At 44.0% G+C, this 17,249-nt stretch carries 15 protein-coding genes, 1 pseudogene and 1 riboswitch; of the genes and pseudogenes, 10 read left to right on the top strand and 6 right to left on the bottom strand.

What is annotated here, in order from left to right; genetic code table 11:
* The first annotated feature begins 129 nt into the window (after positions 1-129).
* Together R7Z41_RS08415 and R7Z41_RS08410 are read left to right on the top strand one after the other, a co-directional pair.
* Positions 130-1,425: an alpha/beta fold hydrolase gene (locus R7Z41_RS08415; protein ID WP_225477314.1), complete on the top strand. Its 1,296-nt coding sequence runs from the start codon at positions 130-132 to the stop codon at positions 1,423-1,425.
* A 460-nt stretch (positions 1,426-1,885) separates the two neighbouring features.
* Entirely contained in the window at positions 1,886-2,866 is a 981-nt protein-coding gene (locus R7Z41_RS08410; RefSeq protein WP_017634441.1) for a rhodanese-related sulfurtransferase, read from the top strand.
* Positions 2,867-2,934: 68 nt separating this feature from the next.
* Here R7Z41_RS08410 and R7Z41_RS08405 read toward each other — a convergent pair whose 3' ends face one another.
* On the bottom strand, positions 2,935-3,240 hold the full coding sequence (locus R7Z41_RS08405; RefSeq protein WP_017634442.1) for a DUF6482 family protein: 306 nt from the start codon (positions 3,238-3,240) through the stop codon (positions 2,935-2,937).
* A gap of 108 nt (positions 3,241-3,348) precedes the next feature.
* Here R7Z41_RS08405 and R7Z41_RS08400 point away from each other — a divergent pair, with 108 nt between their 5' ends.
* The 3 genes from R7Z41_RS08400 (at position 3,349) to gbpA (ending at position 7,346) form a co-directional block, all read left to right on the top strand.
* The gene (locus R7Z41_RS08400; protein ID WP_225477312.1) at positions 3,349-4,830 is read left to right on the top strand and encodes a cryptochrome/deoxyribodipyrimidine photo-lyase family protein; all 1,482 of its coding nucleotides are present in this window, start codon (positions 3,349-3,351) and stop codon (positions 4,828-4,830) included.
* 80 nt (positions 4,831-4,910) lie between these two features.
* Positions 4,911-5,411, top strand: a complete 501-nt coding sequence (locus R7Z41_RS08395) for a fasciclin domain-containing protein (protein ID WP_005374896.1) — start codon at positions 4,911-4,913, stop codon at positions 5,409-5,411.
* Between the two features lie 272 nt (positions 5,412-5,683).
* A riboswitch (cyclic di-GMP riboswitch) is annotated at positions 5,684-5,784 on the top strand.
* A 98-nt stretch (positions 5,785-5,882) separates the two neighbouring features.
* Positions 5,883-7,346, top strand: coding sequence for an N-acetylglucosamine-binding protein GbpA (gbpA, locus tag R7Z41_RS08390; protein ID WP_225477310.1), 1,464 nt, complete (start codon positions 5,883-5,885; stop codon positions 7,344-7,346).
* A gap of 52 nt (positions 7,347-7,398) precedes the next feature.
* On the opposite strand, the gene R7Z41_RS08385 is transcribed toward gbpA, so the two are convergent.
* A complete protein-coding gene (locus R7Z41_RS08385) occupies positions 7,399-8,271 on the bottom strand; it encodes a patatin family protein (RefSeq protein WP_017634445.1) in 873 nt (290 codons plus the stop codon).
* Between the two features lie 190 nt (positions 8,272-8,461).
* Complete coding sequence (locus R7Z41_RS08380) at positions 8,462-9,103, bottom strand: MarC family protein (RefSeq protein ID WP_005374889.1); 642 nt, start codon at positions 9,101-9,103, stop codon at positions 8,462-8,464.
* A 194-nt stretch (positions 9,104-9,297) separates the two neighbouring features.
* On the opposite strand from R7Z41_RS08380, the gene nfsA reads away from it, so the two are divergent.
* Positions 9,298-10,020 carry an oxygen-insensitive NADPH nitroreductase gene (nfsA, locus tag R7Z41_RS08375; RefSeq protein WP_206970594.1) on the top strand — a complete coding sequence of 241 codons (723 nt, stop codon included), beginning with the start codon at positions 9,298-9,300 and terminating at the stop codon, positions 10,018-10,020.
* Between the two features lie 69 nt (positions 10,021-10,089).
* Here nfsA and R7Z41_RS08370 read toward each other — a convergent pair whose 3' ends face one another.
* On the bottom strand, positions 10,090-10,983 hold the full coding sequence (locus R7Z41_RS08370) for a hypothetical protein (protein WP_318136348.1): 894 nt from the start codon (positions 10,981-10,983) through the stop codon (positions 10,090-10,092).
* A gap of 458 nt (positions 10,984-11,441) precedes the next feature.
* On the opposite strand from R7Z41_RS08370, the gene R7Z41_RS08365 reads away from it, so the two are divergent.
* The 3 genes from R7Z41_RS08365 to R7Z41_RS08355 all read left to right on the top strand — a co-directional run bounded on the left by R7Z41_RS08365 (position 11,442) and on the right by R7Z41_RS08355 (position 15,350).
* The gene (locus R7Z41_RS08365) at positions 11,442-12,560 is read left to right on the top strand and encodes a polysaccharide export protein (RefSeq protein WP_017820139.1); all 1,119 of its coding nucleotides are present in this window, start codon (positions 11,442-11,444) and stop codon (positions 12,558-12,560) included.
* Between the two features lie 129 nt (positions 12,561-12,689).
* Entirely contained in the window at positions 12,690-13,130 is a 441-nt protein-coding gene (locus tag R7Z41_RS08360; protein WP_025768627.1) for a phosphotyrosine protein phosphatase, read from the top strand.
* Positions 13,131-13,181: 51 nt separating this feature from the next.
* Entirely contained in the window at positions 13,182-15,350 is a 2,169-nt protein-coding gene (locus R7Z41_RS08355) for a polysaccharide biosynthesis tyrosine autokinase (RefSeq protein WP_005374875.1), read from the top strand.
* A 65-nt stretch (positions 15,351-15,415) separates the two neighbouring features.
* Here R7Z41_RS08355 and R7Z41_RS08350 read toward each other — a convergent pair.
* Both R7Z41_RS08350 and R7Z41_RS08345 read right to left on the bottom strand, forming a co-directional pair.
* A pseudogene (locus R7Z41_RS08350) lies at positions 15,416-15,789 on the bottom strand (hypothetical protein).
* Positions 15,790-15,796: 7 nt separating this feature from the next.
* Positions 15,797-16,105, bottom strand: a complete 309-nt coding sequence (locus R7Z41_RS08345) for a monooxygenase (RefSeq protein ID WP_225477308.1) — start codon at positions 16,103-16,105, stop codon at positions 15,797-15,799.
* 109 nt (positions 16,106-16,214) lie between these two features.
* Here R7Z41_RS08345 and R7Z41_RS08340 point away from each other — a divergent pair, with 109 nt between their 5' ends.
* Positions 16,215-17,105 (top strand): LysR family transcriptional regulator, encoded by an 891-nt coding sequence (locus R7Z41_RS08340; RefSeq protein ID WP_225477306.1) that lies wholly within the window; start codon positions 16,215-16,217, stop codon positions 17,103-17,105.
* The last annotated feature ends 144 nt before the right edge of the window (positions 17,106-17,249 follow it).

Here is a 17,249-nt window from a genome sequence, read left to right as displayed (position 1 = left end):
TCATTTTCTTGAACTTACATTGATTTGACCAAGGTATAGAACTGAAGAGGCAATTGGGAAATAGCGTTGGTTCTTCGCGCCATTCGCAGTAAAGTAGCGCTACCCCTCAATAAGGAAATAAAGATAACAATGAACGCTCAATCATTTATCGACGCAGGATTGCATTACACTCCCCACAGTTTTACCGTTCCTCTGGATTACCAAAACGCGAGCAAAGGCACCATTGAAGTCTTCGCCCGTGCGGTTTGCCTAGTTGGCGAGGAAGAATCGACCAAACCTTGGTTGGTTTACTTTCAGGGCGGACCTGGCTTTCCCTCTCCGCGTCAAAACGGCAATAACGGCTGGGTAAAACGCGCGCTGCAAGAGTACCGAGTTTTGCTTCTCGACCAGCGCGGTACGGGCAACAGCAGCGTAATTAATCACCAGACGCTTGCTCACCTCACGCCAGAGCAACAAGCAGACTACTTGAGCCACTTCCGAGCGGATAACATCGTGCGCGACGCGGAATACATTCGTGAGCAATTTGGCGTCGAAAAATGGGCGATCTTAGGTCAAAGCTTTGGTGGTTTTTGCTCCCTCACCTATTTGTCTTTGTTCCCAGACAGCTTGCTACAAAGCTACATCACAGGTGGCGTGCCATCAGTCTCGCGTCATGCCGACGATGTGTATGAAGCCACTTTCAAACGCACCATGGAGAAAAACCAAGCGTTCTTCCAACAATTTCCCAATGCACAGCAACTTTGCCAAAACATTGCGAATCACTTGCTAGAAAATGAAGAGTACCTACCAAATGGTCAACGCTTCACGGTGGAACAATTTCAACAAATCGGCATCAACTTTGGTGTGAGTGATACTTTCTTACCAACTTACTATTGGCTAGAAAGCGCGTTGATTGAAGTGAACGGCAAACCACAACTTCGTTATGAGTTCTTAAACGATATGTTGGCGCAGCAAAACTTCCAAACCAACACGATCTACGCCATTTTACATGAATCGATTTACTGCCAAAGCTTCGCGTCGAATTGGAGTGCGCACCGCGTTCGCCAAACCCGATCAGAGTTTAATTATGAATCTGGCAAGCCATTTTACTTCACGGGGGAAATGGTCTTCCCATGGATGTTCGACCAATACGTTAACCTCAAGCCACTAAAAGACACCGCAGAAATATTGGCAGCGAAAGAAGATTGGACTGCGCTGTACGATCAAACACAACTGGCTCAGAACAAAGTGCCTGTCAGTTGCGCCGTTTACGCCGATGATATGTTTGTTGAAATGGATATCAGCCGAGAGACGCTCGCGTTAATACCAAACTCAAAAGCGTGGATCACCAATGAGTATGAGCACAACGGTTTACGTGCCGACGGTGAACGTATTCTCGACAGGCTCATAGCCATGGGCAAACAGACCGCAGCTACGTTGAAATAAGCACGGCAGACGTTAGAAAAACGCCTTTTCAGTATGTGGTGAAAAGGCGTTTGTTTTATAGCGGTTTATGAACAATGGCGATCAGTCATTCACTCTTTGTCCCTAAACCTTTATCCCTCACCACCTCATGTATAAAACTGCGACATGTCCTTTCCTTGTCAATGACTCCGGTGATTACTTGGTGCTTCTTGCGCCTAACTTTTTTGAAGGGCCCAAAACAGCATAAATTTAAACCAAAAGTATCGGCTCCAACCTACCTAACCCACTATAATTAATGCTTATAATTTGAACACATAGCGGCTTCACCTGCGGACATGCTCCCCCTATCAAAGACCGCCAGGCCCCGCCTACTCATAATATCCGTATAATTTGTCCGTATTTCCGACTAGTTTAGTCAGGTATACTTCGTGCCGCTAAAATTTTAAGGTCGTTGACCACCTGTATTTTTAAAGGAAACCTCATGAGTCAGTATGTAGTTTGTGCGCTGTACAAGTTTGTTGAGCTGAATAACTATCAAGAGCTACGCGAGCCATTACTTGCGTTGATGGAAAAACACCATATTCGCGGAACATTACTACTGGCAAGTGAAGGTATCAACGGTACTGTTGCATCTGATCGTGCAGGTATTGATACGCTACTGGAGTGGCTAAACAACGAACCTCGTTTGACTGGCACCGTATACAAAGAGTCGTATTCTGAGACCCAGCCATTCAATCGCACCAAAGTGAAACTGAAAAAAGAGATCGTAACATTAGGTGTTGAAGGTATAGACCCTCGCCACGTAGTGGGTACTTACGTGAAACCTCAAGAGTGGAACGATCTTATTGCTGATCCTGAAGTGTTTGTTGTCGATACACGTAATGATTACGAAATCGAGATCGGGACATTCAAAGGCGCTGTAAACCCAAATACTGAAACCTTTCGTGAATTCCCAGACTATGTAAAAGAAAACATGGACCCGGCAAAACACAAGAAAGTTGCGATGTTCTGTACCGGTGGTATCCGCTGCGAAAAATCAACGGCTTACATGAAAGAACAGGGCTTTGATGAGGTCTACCACCTAGAAGGCGGCATTCTTAAATATCTTGAAGAAGTTCCTCAAGAAGAGAGCATGTGGGAAGGCGATTGTTACGTATTTGACGGGCGTGTTGCAGTGAACCACCAGCTAGAAAAAGCAGATTACGATTTATGTAACGCTTGTCGTCTACCGATCACTGAAGAAGACAAACAGTCAGAATTGTTCGAGCAAGGCGTGAGCTGTCCAAAATGTCACGGCACACACTCAGAAGAACAAATTGCTCGATTCCGCGAGCGTGAAAAACAAATTGTTCTTGCAGAGCAGCGAGGCGAGCAGCATGTTGGTGGTGAAAGTGCCAAGCAAAGAGAAGCCCGACGTGCCGCTAAGTACGCGCAAAAAGAAGCGCAGCGTAAACAAGACTAAGCCTAACTCTCCTTATATTTAGCGAGCTGCCGTAAGGTGGCTCGCTTTTACTGCGCACCAATACTCTTTCAATACAATTTTGTATCCCTCACCAATACCTCTAGTTGATTGTCTCTTTTGCCTTCGGGTAGCCCCACCATTTCATCATAAGCACTTTGATGCACTAGAACCTGCTTATTTGCTTTGATATTCCTGCACTTCTTTTGCATCTCGATCAGGGAATGAGCCCTCAAAAAGATACCGTTGTCATCAGTGATAAATTGCGCTTCTCCATCAATCACAACAGATGCCTGATACAATGCGAGATCAAGCGAATGAATGACCAATTTGTCCACATAGAAGTATTTTTGTAACTTACTCAATGCTATTGCCATGTGTCACCTCCCTAAAAGTTATGTCTACGTTTTGTGGAATAAAACCGATCATTGGATGAGATTTCTTCGGTTTACTTGCGTACAACATCGGAAACAAAGAGGATTCCGATGCAAACAATCAATGTCGTGTGGTTAAAGCGAGATTTAAGGCTGACTGACCATCAACCACTAACTCAAGCATTATCAACAAAGCACCCAACTGTGCTTTTGTATATTGTTGAACCATTGCTATTGAACAACCCACACTATTCTGAGCGCCACTGGCGATTTGTTTGGCAATCACTGCAAGACATGGATGAAACGCTCAAAGCGTATGGGCATCGAATCACGGTGCTGTTTGACGATGCCTTAGCATGTTTCCAATCAATTCAAGCGCAATATCAAATCAACGCTGTTTTTTCTCACCAAGAAATAGGACTCAACTGCACCTTTGAACGAGACCGACAAGTTGCCGCTTGGCTGTATGAGCAGAACATCGACTGGTTTGAATTCGAACACGGTGCTGTAATCAGAGGTGCAATAAACCGGCAAGGTTGGGACAAACATTGGGACTCTGTCATGAGAGCCTCAATAAGCCCTATTGAGCTCCAAACCGACTTATTGCATTCATTGGATGCAGAAGCTCTCGGCTGTTCGTTTTCGCCACCATCATCCTGGCTATCAAAATGCAAAGGAATGCAAACGGGAGGAAGCCGGCTCGCTTGGAAAACACTAGAGGACTTTTTCCATCGTCGAGGTCGTGATTACTATCGAAGCATTTCTAGTCCCACAGCCTCACGCACAGCCTGTACTCGACTTTCTCCATATCTCGCTTGGGGTAACATATCTTTGCGTGAAGTGTATCAATACCTTTTGAAACACTGGCAAGTCGCTGGGTTTCGTCGCAGCTTAATTGCATTGTCTTCACGGCTTCATTGGCACTGTCACTTCATCCAAAAATTCGAATCGGAATACGACATGGAGTTTTACTGCGTTAATCGGGCTTACGAACCATTGATTAAACAAAGTAGTACTTTCGATGAAGAAAAGTTAGCAGCATGGAAATCCGGGCATACTGGCGTACCTTTGATTGATGCCTGCATGCGCTGTTTGCACCACACTGGTTACATTAACTTTCGCATGCGTGCCATGCTGGTTAGCTTTCTTACTCACCACATGAACATGGATTGGCGAGTAGGTGTAACGCATTTAGCGCAACTGTTTCTCGACTTTGAGCCTGGAATTCATTACCCACAATTCCAAATGCAAGCAGGAGTAACCGGGACTAACACAATCCGTATTTATAATCCGATCAAGCAAGCCCAAGAACATGATCCTAACGGTACGTTCATCTACAAGTGGGTACCTGAGTTACAAATGGTTCCTCCCCCTCTTTTATTCGAGCCCTGGACAATGACCCAGATGGAAGCTGTCATGTATCAATTGCAGCCAGATAGCCGTTACCTTGCACCTATTATCGCACCAGACAATGCAGCTAAGGCAGCAAGAGAGCGCTTATGGACGTGGCGGAAACGAGCCGATGTGAAACAAGAAGGCAGACGAATTCTTGCGCGACATGTTAGACCCTCAAAAGAAAGTAGGACGCGATGATCATCTTTCAATCACGATGCGTACAAATGCAAACACACTCCAGGGAACCCGTTGTACCCTCAACTAGTAAGGAACACATTATGTTCAAACGTATCTTAGTTATCGCGGCGACACTGATGGCGACATTATCTTTTATGCTTCCCGTTCAGGCTCATGAGCATGGCATGATGAAAGCCGATATTGTCGACGTTGCCGCTGAAAATGGCTCTTTCAATACGCTTGTTGCTGCGGTGAAAGCAGCGGGCCTGGTTGACACTCTCAAAGGGGAAGGCCCATTTACTGTTTTTGCACCAACGGATGACGCTTTTGCAAAACTGCCAGACGGCACAGTCGACATGCTCTTAATGCCGGAAAACAAAGACAAGTTAGTATCTGTTTTGACTTATCACGTCGTCCCAGGGAAAGTGATGGCTGCCGATGTTGTTAAGCTAGACAAAGCGACTACGGTTCAGGGGCAAGATGTGATGATTAAAACCATGGGCGATAAAGTCATGGTTAACGATGCAAATGTCATCGCAACCGATGTGAAAGCTAAAAACGGTGTCATTCACGTGATTGATACTGTCATAATGCCGAAATAACACCATCCAGAGGGCGGTACACTCCGCCCTTTAGACAGAACTTCTTCCACCCTTAGCACGATTCCTCTCCATTTATCCCCAACAAACCTCCACTCATTCTCCATGATTATTAATAAGATAAAAACAAAATTAAAATCAATATCTTGCAATACGATACTGCATAATATTGACGAGGTTAAGATATCGTTATCTTTCAATTTGAGAACAGGATTCCATGTCAGTGACGTTTACTTTTCCACATGTAAATTCTTAAGCTAAATTTTGGCTGCTCAATCACATTTCGGCAAACCATTCGAAAGGGTGGGACGCAAAGCTTCCGGTCTGTCAGCATTTAAAAATCTAAAAGAATGCTCATGATAGCGGGGTTACCATGACTCAGTGTTACAGAAGTCCAATTTCTGTAGCGTTGCTTTATGCTCAGCATGCGCCGGGGTGTGACATTAGTTTGTCAGTCATAACAGAGGACATGTGATGAAATCATTTCCAACCAAATCCGCACTCGCGTTAGCACTTGCAAGCATTAGCTCAGGTGCTGCGGCTCACGGTTATGTATCAGAAACCAATGGTGGTGTCGCTGCAAGTCGCTCGGCACTATGTAAGTATCCATCGCCAGATACTAACGAAAAAAATAATAACTGCGGTGCGATTCAATATGAACCGCAAAGCGTTGAAGGCCCTGATGGCTTTCCCGAAACAGGGCCTCGCGATGGTAAAATAGCGAGTGCCGAAACCGCTTTAGCAGCTGCCCTTGATGAGCAAACTGCCGACCGTTGGGTAAAACGCCCTATTCAAGCAGGTACACAAACTTTTGAATGGACATTTACCGCTAACCACGTGACGCGCGACTGGAAATATTACATCACCAAGCCTGATTGGAACCCAAACGCTTCACTATCACGAGACTCTTTTGATCTAACTCCTTTCTGTGTCGTCGACGGCAATATGGTTCAACCCCCGAAACAGGTAAGCCATCAATGTAATGTGCCTACTCGCGAGGGATACCATGTCATCCTGGCAGTATGGGATGTTGGCGACACTGCAGCCTCATTTTATAACGTGATCGATGTGAAATTTGATGGTGGCAGTCCCGTTATTCCAGATTGGAAGCAAGGCGGTCAAATTATTCCTACAATGGATTTAAATATTGGGGATTCGGTTTATACACGCGTATTTGATCAAGCAGGTGAAAACGTGGCGTATAGAACTGAACTAGAAATTACCGATGCAGCAATGGGCCAAGCGAAAAACTGGTCTTACGCACTCGCGACTAAGCTAAACCAAGAACAAGCAAAACTGCAAGCCGGGCAGTATGCAGAGGATAAATTCACTCCTGTTTATGGTACTAATCCGGTGTATCTGCAAGCAAATAGCGGCCTTGAGCGAGTAGAGATCGGCTATAACATTGAAACTCCTGTTCCAGAATACTCACTCACAGTAGATGGCTTAGCAGACGAGTATATCATTGAGTCAACACCGACAACGTTGGATCTGACACTAACTGCTGAAGGCGATTTAAATGCAGAACTCACCGTTTACAATCACCATCGCGAACCACTTGCAAGTTGGGCAAACGAAATGAAAGACGGCTCGGTAGAGGCGATATCGCTCGCTTTAAGTAAATCGGAGCCGGGTCACCATATGCTCGTAACACGTATTAAGGATAAAGATGGCAACTTGGTGGATCAGCAAACACTCGACTTTCACTTAAAAGAAGAGTCAGTTACTCCACCACCATCTGATGAGTACGATTTTGTCTTCCCTGAAGGACTATCTAGCTACACGGCGGGCACAAAAGTGCTTGCCAGCGACGGGGGCATTTATCAATGTAAACCTTTCCCATACTCTGGTTACTGTATGCAGTGGAAAGAAAGCGCAAACCATTACGAGCCTGGAATAGGTTCACACTGGGAGATGGCTTGGGATAAAGTCAACTAAATCACCCTTTGAACGTTATGCAAAAGAGTCTCACTATGAGGCTCTTTTATAATCAAACGCAAAAATGACAATTTTCCCGGTCTAAACCATGAACACCAGATAAACTAGTGAGATGCGCTCGCCCCTCAATCAGTCCCATTTCATACCCTTCTAGTAAAACGGATTGTCGCATTGATAAGCGCTGAACATGAAAATTATCTGGTGGGGCAATTACCCTAACATGTGTTCCTGGTGGAGGGTTACGAATAAACTCTAATGATTGATTATAGTTATCTGCACGTCTTAACATCGCATCCGCCATTTTGGGGTGCTCCGCAAACAGTTTCTTCATCAGCCATGTGGTCTTAACTGGCTTTTTGGCATAATTCAGCGGGTGAGAGAGTACTACGGTTATGTCGCGAGCCCCTCGACGATAAGCTTCACGCACTGGGATAGAATCAGCGACCCCACCATCGGTATAACAACCACCAGAAAAACAAGGGGTATGCTTGTAGGCAATCGGTAATGCTGTTGTCGCTTCAATCGCATGGTGAAAATTATCACGTGTCACGCGATAGTAATCTGCCTGCCCTGTATCTACATTTGTTGTCGCTGCGAGAAAAGGAACGCCATTAAACAGTTTATTTTCATCGACGGGATACAAGCGATTAGATTCTTCAAACAACCACTTCACATCGATGAGGTCCCCACCTTTAACGAAGCGAGTCGGGTCAAAAAAGCGTTTGCTTGTGGCCAGCTTAGTAATGACGTTAATACTGCGATGCGGGTAGTCGGTCAAATACCCAATCAAATTTGATGCACCAGCAGATACACCGATTGCAAAATCAAACGGTTTATAACTCTGCTCTAAAAACGCATCTAACACTCCGCTTGCGAAGACGCCTCGCATCGCGCCACCTTCTACTACAATTGCTTTTGTTGCCATATTTCCCCCATTCTCCTTGCCAAAAGAGTAATGAAATTCGTGCAATCACAACAATTGAATATTCTTATTATTGAAATAGGTGAAGTCTATTTATTTCTCTCTTAGAAAATGAAAACTAAAGTTCAAAAAATCCGTACCCGTTAGAAATGTAATTGCGGGCTTAACCAAGGTGGCAAGGTCTAAGAGAAATCTAGGAGAAAACCGTTTTATAGGCTTCGCCCGCGCCATCAATAAACATTTGAGTACCAATAACCGCTAGAATTAAGCCCATCATTTTAGTCACAACATTTAGAGCACTTGGTCCAACCGCTTTGACCAATTTGTCTCCAAACAAAAACAGTACATAGGTGATCACACAAAGGACAGCGAAAGAAACGATAGTAATAATGGTTTGATCGAAACCACCCGCTGTCGCAAAGTTCATCGCGGTAGCAATCGTTCCGGGCCCAGCTAATATTGGCATCGCCAATGGAGACACTGCAATACTCAATGCCGCCCGTTGCTGAGCTGGTGAATACGCCTTCTCTTTGGTTTTCTGATGCGTCGAATCACCTTGAAGCATGTTAAAACCTATCAAAAACACCAAAATACCGCCTGTTATTCGCAATGCATAAAGCGTGATACCAAACAAATCAAAAATTAACTTACCGGCAATAGAAAATATCGCGATGATAATAAATGCAATAAAGACTGAGCGGAGCGCAATGGAACGGATGGTTTCTTTATCTTCATCAGCAGTTAAACTCAAAAAGATGGGGATATTGGCGATAGGGTTCATGATGGCAAAGAAGCCCATAAACACCGTAACTGTATGAACAATGAGTTCTTTCATATTTTCCACTGCATTTAAATTATTGATTCTAAAAACAGTATATACGCTCTCAAACAGAACGAGTGGTGTAATCTCGAATCGTCTTCACACTTATGCGCCAAGCATTGTTTTTCTTTTGAGATAGTTTACCGACTCATCAAATGTCGCTAAGGTGAGTCTTCAGCCTTTAACGTAACAGGGGATGTTAAGTCACCATGAACAGCACGATTCAAACAATTCTCAATCACCGCTCAATTCGAAAATTCACCTCACAACCGATTGAGAGCGAACAATTAGATGCCATTCTTCAAGCCGGCCTTGCGGCGTCCTCATCAAGCATGTTGCAAGTCGTTTCAATTATCCGCGTGACCGACAAAGAAAAACGTACGCTATTAGCTCAATATGCCGGAAATCAAGGGTACGTTGAAAGCGCGGCTGAGTTTTTGGTGTTTTGCATTGATTACCAACGCCACGCCAGTATCAACCCAGATGTTCAAGCTGACTTTACCGAGTTAACGCTAATAGGCGCTGTAGACTCGGGCATCATGGCACAAAATTGCTTGCTTGCGGCGGAGTCGATGGGACTAGGAGGTGTGTATATTGGTGGTTTACGAAACAATGCCCAAAAAGTAGACAAATTATTAGGTTTACCTAAAAATACCGCCATTTTATTTGGTATGTGTCTTGGTCATCCAGATCAAACCCCTGAAGTAAAACCTCGCCTACCTAAGCATGTCGTGGTGCATGAGAATCAGTATCAAGACCTAAACTTGGATGATATTCAGACGTATGACCAAACTATGCAAAACTACTATGCAAACCGTTCGAGCAATCAAAAACAGAGTACTTGGTCGCAAGAAGTCACCAGTAAATTGGCTGGGGAATCACGTCCGCATATCCTGCCTTACTTAAACAGAAAAGGGCTCACTAAAAGGTGATGACTACAATACGATAGGATCAAAAAAGGCCTCTGAAGAGGCCTTTAGAATTTGTCAGCAAAAACTTGCTTAGTTACCGCCTGTCGCGCCAGTGCCTGGACCCGGTGGATCTTCAGGTTCAATTGGCTCACCGACTTCCGCATCTGGAATTTGTGGTACGTCAGGTTCGATATCTTCTAATGGAATCTCGTTATCGATAGCCTCTTGTACATCAGCAACAACTTTCTGAGTATCTTCAGCTTGAATCGTTACGTAGATAACGTCACCTGAATCATTCTCAGGATAATTTGGGTTCGCCGCGATTACATCTTCTGTGATTGCTTTTGCAGCAACAGCTACAGCTTCAGGCGAAGCTATTGGGTTCGCTTTGATGATATCTGATACAACGTTTGCTGTTGCAACTAGCTGAGTAGCAAGTGCGCTGTTACCACCCTCACTGCCAAGTCCTGCTACTACAGATTCTGTATCACGAAGGATTTCGTCAACTGTTTTACCACTTGCATTGATATCGATACCCAAATTCTCGAATACTTTTTCAGCGATATCAGAAGAGTATACTTCACCATCTTTTAAAGAGTTAGCAACCAAAGTCGTAAATGGAGAGCCTGTTACCAATGAATCCGCCTGGGCTAGGCCTTGAGGGATTTTGTAGTCAGATGTAATAGGTTTGCCATTTGACGCGTCTTTACTATCTTCTGTGTGCGTTAATACGAAAGCACAATCACCTGGCGCATTTACAACGTTGATATTTTCAAAACGCGCTTTACCAACCATACCTTCATAGTTTGTTGTATTTTCAATAGCGTCGTATGTCTCACCACCACATACTGCTTGAACTTTCATGCCGATAACAGCTGGGTCATAAGCCTGAACTGAGTATCTTTTTACCTCAGGATCGCTGTCACTACCACAACCTGCTAGTAGGACTGCTGCCACACTTGCCGTTAAAAGTTTGATTTTCAAAATTAGCTCCAATATTTGTTGTTATATCCGACCGCAACAGGAAGCATAACGGCAGTTGCATATAGTGTAAATAGGATGCATACAACTTTGGCATGAGTTTTTTCACATTCTTGCCTGTTTGCTTGTGCAAAATCATGCATTCATCTCATTAACGTTAAATAGACACAATTTTGTCATGTATTCGTCAGTATTTTTTCAAGTAACTTGTTGCCTTTATTGCAACCAGATGGATAATAGTTGACTATTTTTTGTGGGTCGGATTTTCACACCTTCATTAATGAAACTAAGAGCTCTAAGTCGCTAGCAGCCATTTGGAGTGTTTATTACACAAATAATTCTGAATGGACTCGCTTTCTAAAGGCTTAAAACTGCAGTAAATCATCAATATTGATGAAATGCAGTTCAATTAGAATGAATCAATTTCAGTCGGCAAACTTTCTTTCGGTAGTTATAAACCAATGAACACATTTAATAAATTTTTGGGGATATCAGTACTTCCTATCCTTCTTACAGGGTGTACTTTGCCTGGTAGCCACCTTTCGGTCAGTGACAAAACAGTCATGAGCACTGAATCGAGTGATATAGAGTCTCAGGTTACCGTTTATCCCTTAACTTTGGAGCGCGTAACGTCTTTAAATTCAGTGGACCCTTTTTCAAAACCAAACCCAGAGTTAGATATTGAAATCGCAAAATATGAATACGAAGTAGGACCTGGCGATATCCTAAATATCACTATTTGGGATCACCCAGAGCTAACGATCCCAGCGGGCTCATACCGAAGCTCAGCCGAAGCGGGTAACTGGGTGCATTCGGATGGCACGATCTTCTACCCTTACATAGGTGTCGTACATGTTGAAGGCAAAAACGTACGTCAGATTCGTGCAGACATTGCAAGCCGCCTTGCAAAATACATTGAGAGCCCACAGGTCGATGTAAGCGTTGCGGCATTTCGCTCTAAAAAGACTTATGTAACTGGCGAAGTTAACAAGCCAGGACAACAACCAATTACAAACATCCCCCTTACACTTCTAGATGCTGTGAATAGAGCTGGCGGACTGGCTGCCGAGGCTGATTGGCGTAATGCGACACTGACACGCAATGGCGTTGTTGAAAACGTCTCTTTGTATGCTCTGATGCAACAAGGCGATTTAACTCAAAACCGCCTTCTAAAGCCTGGCGATATTGTTCATATTCCTCGAAACGATGCGCAAAAAGTATTTGTTATGGGCGAGGTTAACGATCCGAAATTACTCAAAATTGATCGTAGCGGCATGAGCCTTACTGAGGCTCTTAGCAGCGTTGGTGGTATCAGTGAAATCTCCGCAGATGCTACCGGTGTGTTTGTCATCAGACGTTCAAAAGAAGAAGCTAAAATGGCGGACATTTATCAGCTAGATGTTTCTGACGCTTCTGCTTTGGTGATTGGTACTGAGTTTGATCTCAACCCTTACGACATAGTCTATGTGACGGCTGCACCTGTTAGTCGTTGGAATCGTGTGATTGCTCAGCTCGTTCCAACCATTTCCGGCTTTAATGAACTAACCGAAGGTGTACTACGAGTACGCACTTGGCCGTAAAACAACGTGCCGCAAGAAAATTATCTCTTGCGGCACGTAATCGATAGCTACTCAGCTCAATTGCGCAATATAAAGAAGCCAGCAATTCAGTTGAGATCATAAGCATACAACTTAAAGTAGGGTAAGCATTTGTTTTCTAATATTCTTGTCGTCTGTGTCGGTAATATTTGCCGCTCTCCAACAGGAGAGCGGCTTTTGCAGTCTTTACTACCAAACAAACATGTCGCATCAGCAGGAATCGCAGTAGATAAGAGCCATCTAACGGGAAAAGCTGCTGACGAGATGGCAACCACTATCGCGAACGAACATGGCGTAAGCTTAGATGGACACGAAGCACGACAATTAACACCTGAGCTTTGCGCTCAATACGATCTGATATTGGTTATGGAAAAAGGTCATTTAGAAGCCTTAACCAAAATCGCTCCTGAGGCACGAGGTAAAACGATGCTGTTTGGACAGTGGATAAATGAAAAAAGCATCCCTGATCCATACAGACAAAGTAGAGAAGCTTTCGAACATGCATATACGCTTATAGAAAAAGCAGCAAAAGCGTGGTCTCAAAAACTATAAGCCGCAAGGCTAAATAAACGCCAATGGCAAGGTATTTAAGAAGTTAAAGTAATGACAACACAAACTATTAAGCAATCACGTCAAGCCGACGATGAGATCGATTTGGGAAAGTTATTTGGGATCATTCTCGATGCCAAATGGCTCATTCTATGTACCGTAGTCCTATTTTCAATTATAGGCGTCGGCGTTGCCATTCTATCAACACCTATCTATAAAGCTGACGCTCTTATCCAAATCGAAAGTAAGAGTTCAGGTGGTATTTCAGCGATGGTTGGTGATATGGGAGAGCTGTTTTCAGCAGAATCATCAGCGACAACAGAAATAGAGATCATCAAATCTCGTATGATCTTGGGCGGTACTGTTGATAAGTTCAACTTAACGACTGTCGTTTCTCCAAACTACATGCCAATTATTGGTAAAGGCCTGGCTCGACTACAAGGTGAGCAAATCAGTCTGAGCGTTTCACGATTTAATGCTCCTTCTTACGCAGTTGGCGTTCCTTTAACTCTTGAAGTTATTGATTCTGAAAAACAGACGTTCAGGCTCTTAGAAGATGACAATAACGTCATTCTAGAAGGTAAAGTTGGTGAACTGCTTGAGAAGAATGGATACCAGTTTTTGGCGACTGAACTTGTGGCTCAAACTGGTGACTCATTCACGGTTAGCAAAATCAGTAAATTAGATGCAATTAATAAACTTCAAGAAAACTTATCGATTAGCGAACGTGGTAAGCAAACCGGGATTATATCTTTAAGCTTCTCTGGTGAAGACCGCGCTAAGATTCAAGATATCTTGAACGACATTAGCCAAAACTACTTCTTACAAAACGTTCAAAGAAATTCTGCGGAGGCAGAGCAAAGCCTCGAGTTCTTGAAAGGTCACCTCCCAGACATCAAAACAAAACTGACCGCTTCTGAAGACGTTTTAAATCGATTCCGTCAAGAAAATGAATCTATCGACTTGGGCCTTGAAGCTCAGTCAACGCTGAAAGTAATGGTTGAGTTAGAAGCACAGCTAAATGAGCTTACATTCAAAGAAAGTGAGATCAGCCAACGCTTCACACAGGATCACCCAGCTTATAAGTCGCTACTTGATAAACGTGAAACACTACTAAAAGAGAAAGAACGTCTTAATAAACAAGTTCAAAAGTTACCGAAAACACAGCGTGAAGTTCTACGTATGACACGCGATGTAGAAGTAAACCAACAAATCTACATCCAACTATTGAACAAGGTTCAAGAGCTCAACATTATTAAAGCCGGAACAGTTGGCAACGTTCGAATCTTAGATAACGCTCAATCTTTCTCTAAGCCAATCAAGCCGAAAAAAGCGCTTATTGTTGTGCTAGCAACACTGCTTGGCGGTATGGCAGGCGTGGCTTTCGTATTAATTCGTGCAGCATTCCACCGTGGTGTGGAAACACCAGATCAAATTGAACAGATTGGCATGCCAGTTTACGCAAGCGTTCCAAAATCTATTCAACAACTGGAATTTGCAAACAAGCTTAAGCGCAACAAAGGCAGCAACAATGAGCTAGTCCTTCTAGCGGAAGCTAACCCAGCCGATCTTTCCATTGAGGCTCTACGTAGTCTTCGCACTAGCTTGCACTTTGCAATGATGGAAGCGAAGAATAACGTTCTTATGATTTCAGGTCCTGCACCATCTATCGGCAAAACATTTGTATCGACCAACTTTGCGGCCGTCGCTGCGAAAACCGGTCAGAAAGTGCTGCTTATTGATGCGGATATGCGTAAAGGTTATTTGCAGCAATGCTTCGGTCTACGTTGGGACAACGGTCTTTCTGATTACTTGAGCGGTAAGACATCCCTTAGCAACATCATTAAATCTACATCCATTGATAATTTAGATGTTGTGACTCGCGGCCAAGTACCACCAAATCCGTCAGAACTTCTTATGCACCCTCGCTTCAAGAGCTTTGTTGACGAGATGTCTGCACAATACGATCTAGTCATCATCGATACGCCGCCTGTACTCGCAGTTACCGACCCAAGCATTGTTGGCGCGCTTGCAGGAACAACTCTGATGGTCGCTCGTTTTGATCAAACGACTTTGAAGGAGATTGAAGTCGCGCAAGGTCGCTTCGAGCAATCAGGCGTTGAAGTTAAAGGTGTGATTCTCAATGCGGTTGAGAAAAAAGCATCTAACTCATACGGCTATGGATACGGCTACTATAACTACGCGTACAAAAGCGAATCATAAATTGAATTTAGATCGCTAATTAAACCAAATATGACAAAGCCCTGCTAGAAACAGCAGGGCTTTTTCTATTGCACTCTTAATTGCTTGTACGTAATCAAACTAAGCAAGACAAAGAATATTGGGTCACTCCAACCAAAACCGACAAATACTCCGATAATGCCGGCATAGGTAGTAATCACTGCCCCTAATCCATTAGTAATCAATAATGCTTTAAACAGCTGTTTCGCAGTATGCCCTGATTCCACATTACGTAACATCAAACTCACCGCAGCGATTCCACCTAAGAAGATCGAAGTATGCTGCGATAAAAACAGCGCGTACTGGTCGTTAATTTGTACTCCATACATCGGCCACATTATGGTGGGTACAAAAAAAACAACGCAAAAGCGAATACCGTATATACGACACCATGAACGGTTAGAAAAGTGCGGTTGGTCATCATCTCCTTATCCTCTAATAGGCCCTTGATTGAGCGTCGTTAACGGCACATTGATATCGAAAATTTGACCTCGTACTTCGACTACGCCCATTTTTCGTAAGCGTGCGGCATGCATTTCGAGATAAGCTTGCGCCGTGTCTTCATCTTCAAAAAGATAGATACCACCACCGAGTTTGTCTTTTTCGCTTTCCGTCCAGATTTTCCAAACCATGCCCGGCTCTTGGTTAATCGACTTAGCTAAGTCGACCAGAGCATTCGACATCTCGTCACCAAACGGACCATGAAATTCAAAATCAACTTGCAATAATTTCGCCATCTTGAGTCTCCTCGTCTTATTGACTCGTTTTCGATGACAAGATTATTACCTTTATAAAACTGACAAAAAAGTTCATAATTTTGCCATTAACTGTCTAAAAAATTGACTCATGAGACTAAAAACGACCTTAGAACAATGGCAAACACTACAAGCGATTGATCAAGAAGGCAGTATTCAATCCGCAGCTTTACTGCTCAACAAGAGCCATACCACATTGATCTACTCGGTGAGGAAGTTAGAAGACCAACTTGGTATTCAACTTATCGAAGTACGAGGGCGCAAAGCGGGTTTGACAGAGCACGGCAAAACCATACTGCGTCGTGCACAATCCATGCTTGAACAAGCGCGGGAACTAGAAGTCATCAGCGAGCAGTTAAAAAGTGGGGTGGAATCTCAAATCACGGTCGCAGTAGATCATCTTTGTGACCCTTGTTGGCTTTATGCACCACTCAGTCAATTTTTGGAGGACAACAACACGACCTCCGTTCAAGTGGTTGAAACGTCACTGAGCAAAACAACCGAAATGGTCGTAAATGAGCTCGCTGACATCGCAATCATCAACTTACCGATAACCAACTACCCTGCCGAAGCATTTGGCGTAACAACCATGCTGCCTGTAATCGCAGCACACCATCCACTCGCTGAAAAGCCGCATGTTTCCATCGACGATTTTGCAACCACCAGCCAAATTGTTATCCGTGACTTAGGTGATGCAGACAAAACGAAAAGAGATGTGGGTTGGTTACGCGCACGTCAGCGTATTACCGTCGATAACTTCGACCACGCTTTTCACGCCATAGAGCAAGGCGCTGGATTTTGTCGGCTACCAGCGCACTTAGTCGCAGCCCGCAAGAGCGATAAAATTAAAGTATTGGAGATCGAACAATCCCATCAATATCAAGTTGCGCTGCACCTCACTTTACCCAAAGGAGCCAAAAGTGGTCCTGCTACTCAAGCGCTTTATCGTACTTTACTCAAAAGTGTAGAAACTCGAGCCTAGCGACAGTGGTATTGAGTTGAATCGCTAGTGTTATCGCCTATTGATTCTCCCTAAACATAGAGAAACGGCCATTTTGTGACGCTACACTCTCACAAAAGGTTGCACGAAGGATAGCGACCACCTACTATCACTCTGCTCATGCCT

Source organism: Vibrio sp. 1457 (assembly GCF_033340195.1).
In the GTDB taxonomy this organism is placed as follows: domain Bacteria; phylum Pseudomonadota; class Gammaproteobacteria; order Enterobacterales; family Vibrionaceae; genus Vibrio; species Vibrio alginolyticus.
Note: the sequence above shows the minus strand (reverse complement) of the source record. Positions and strands in the feature narration are given on the sequence as shown.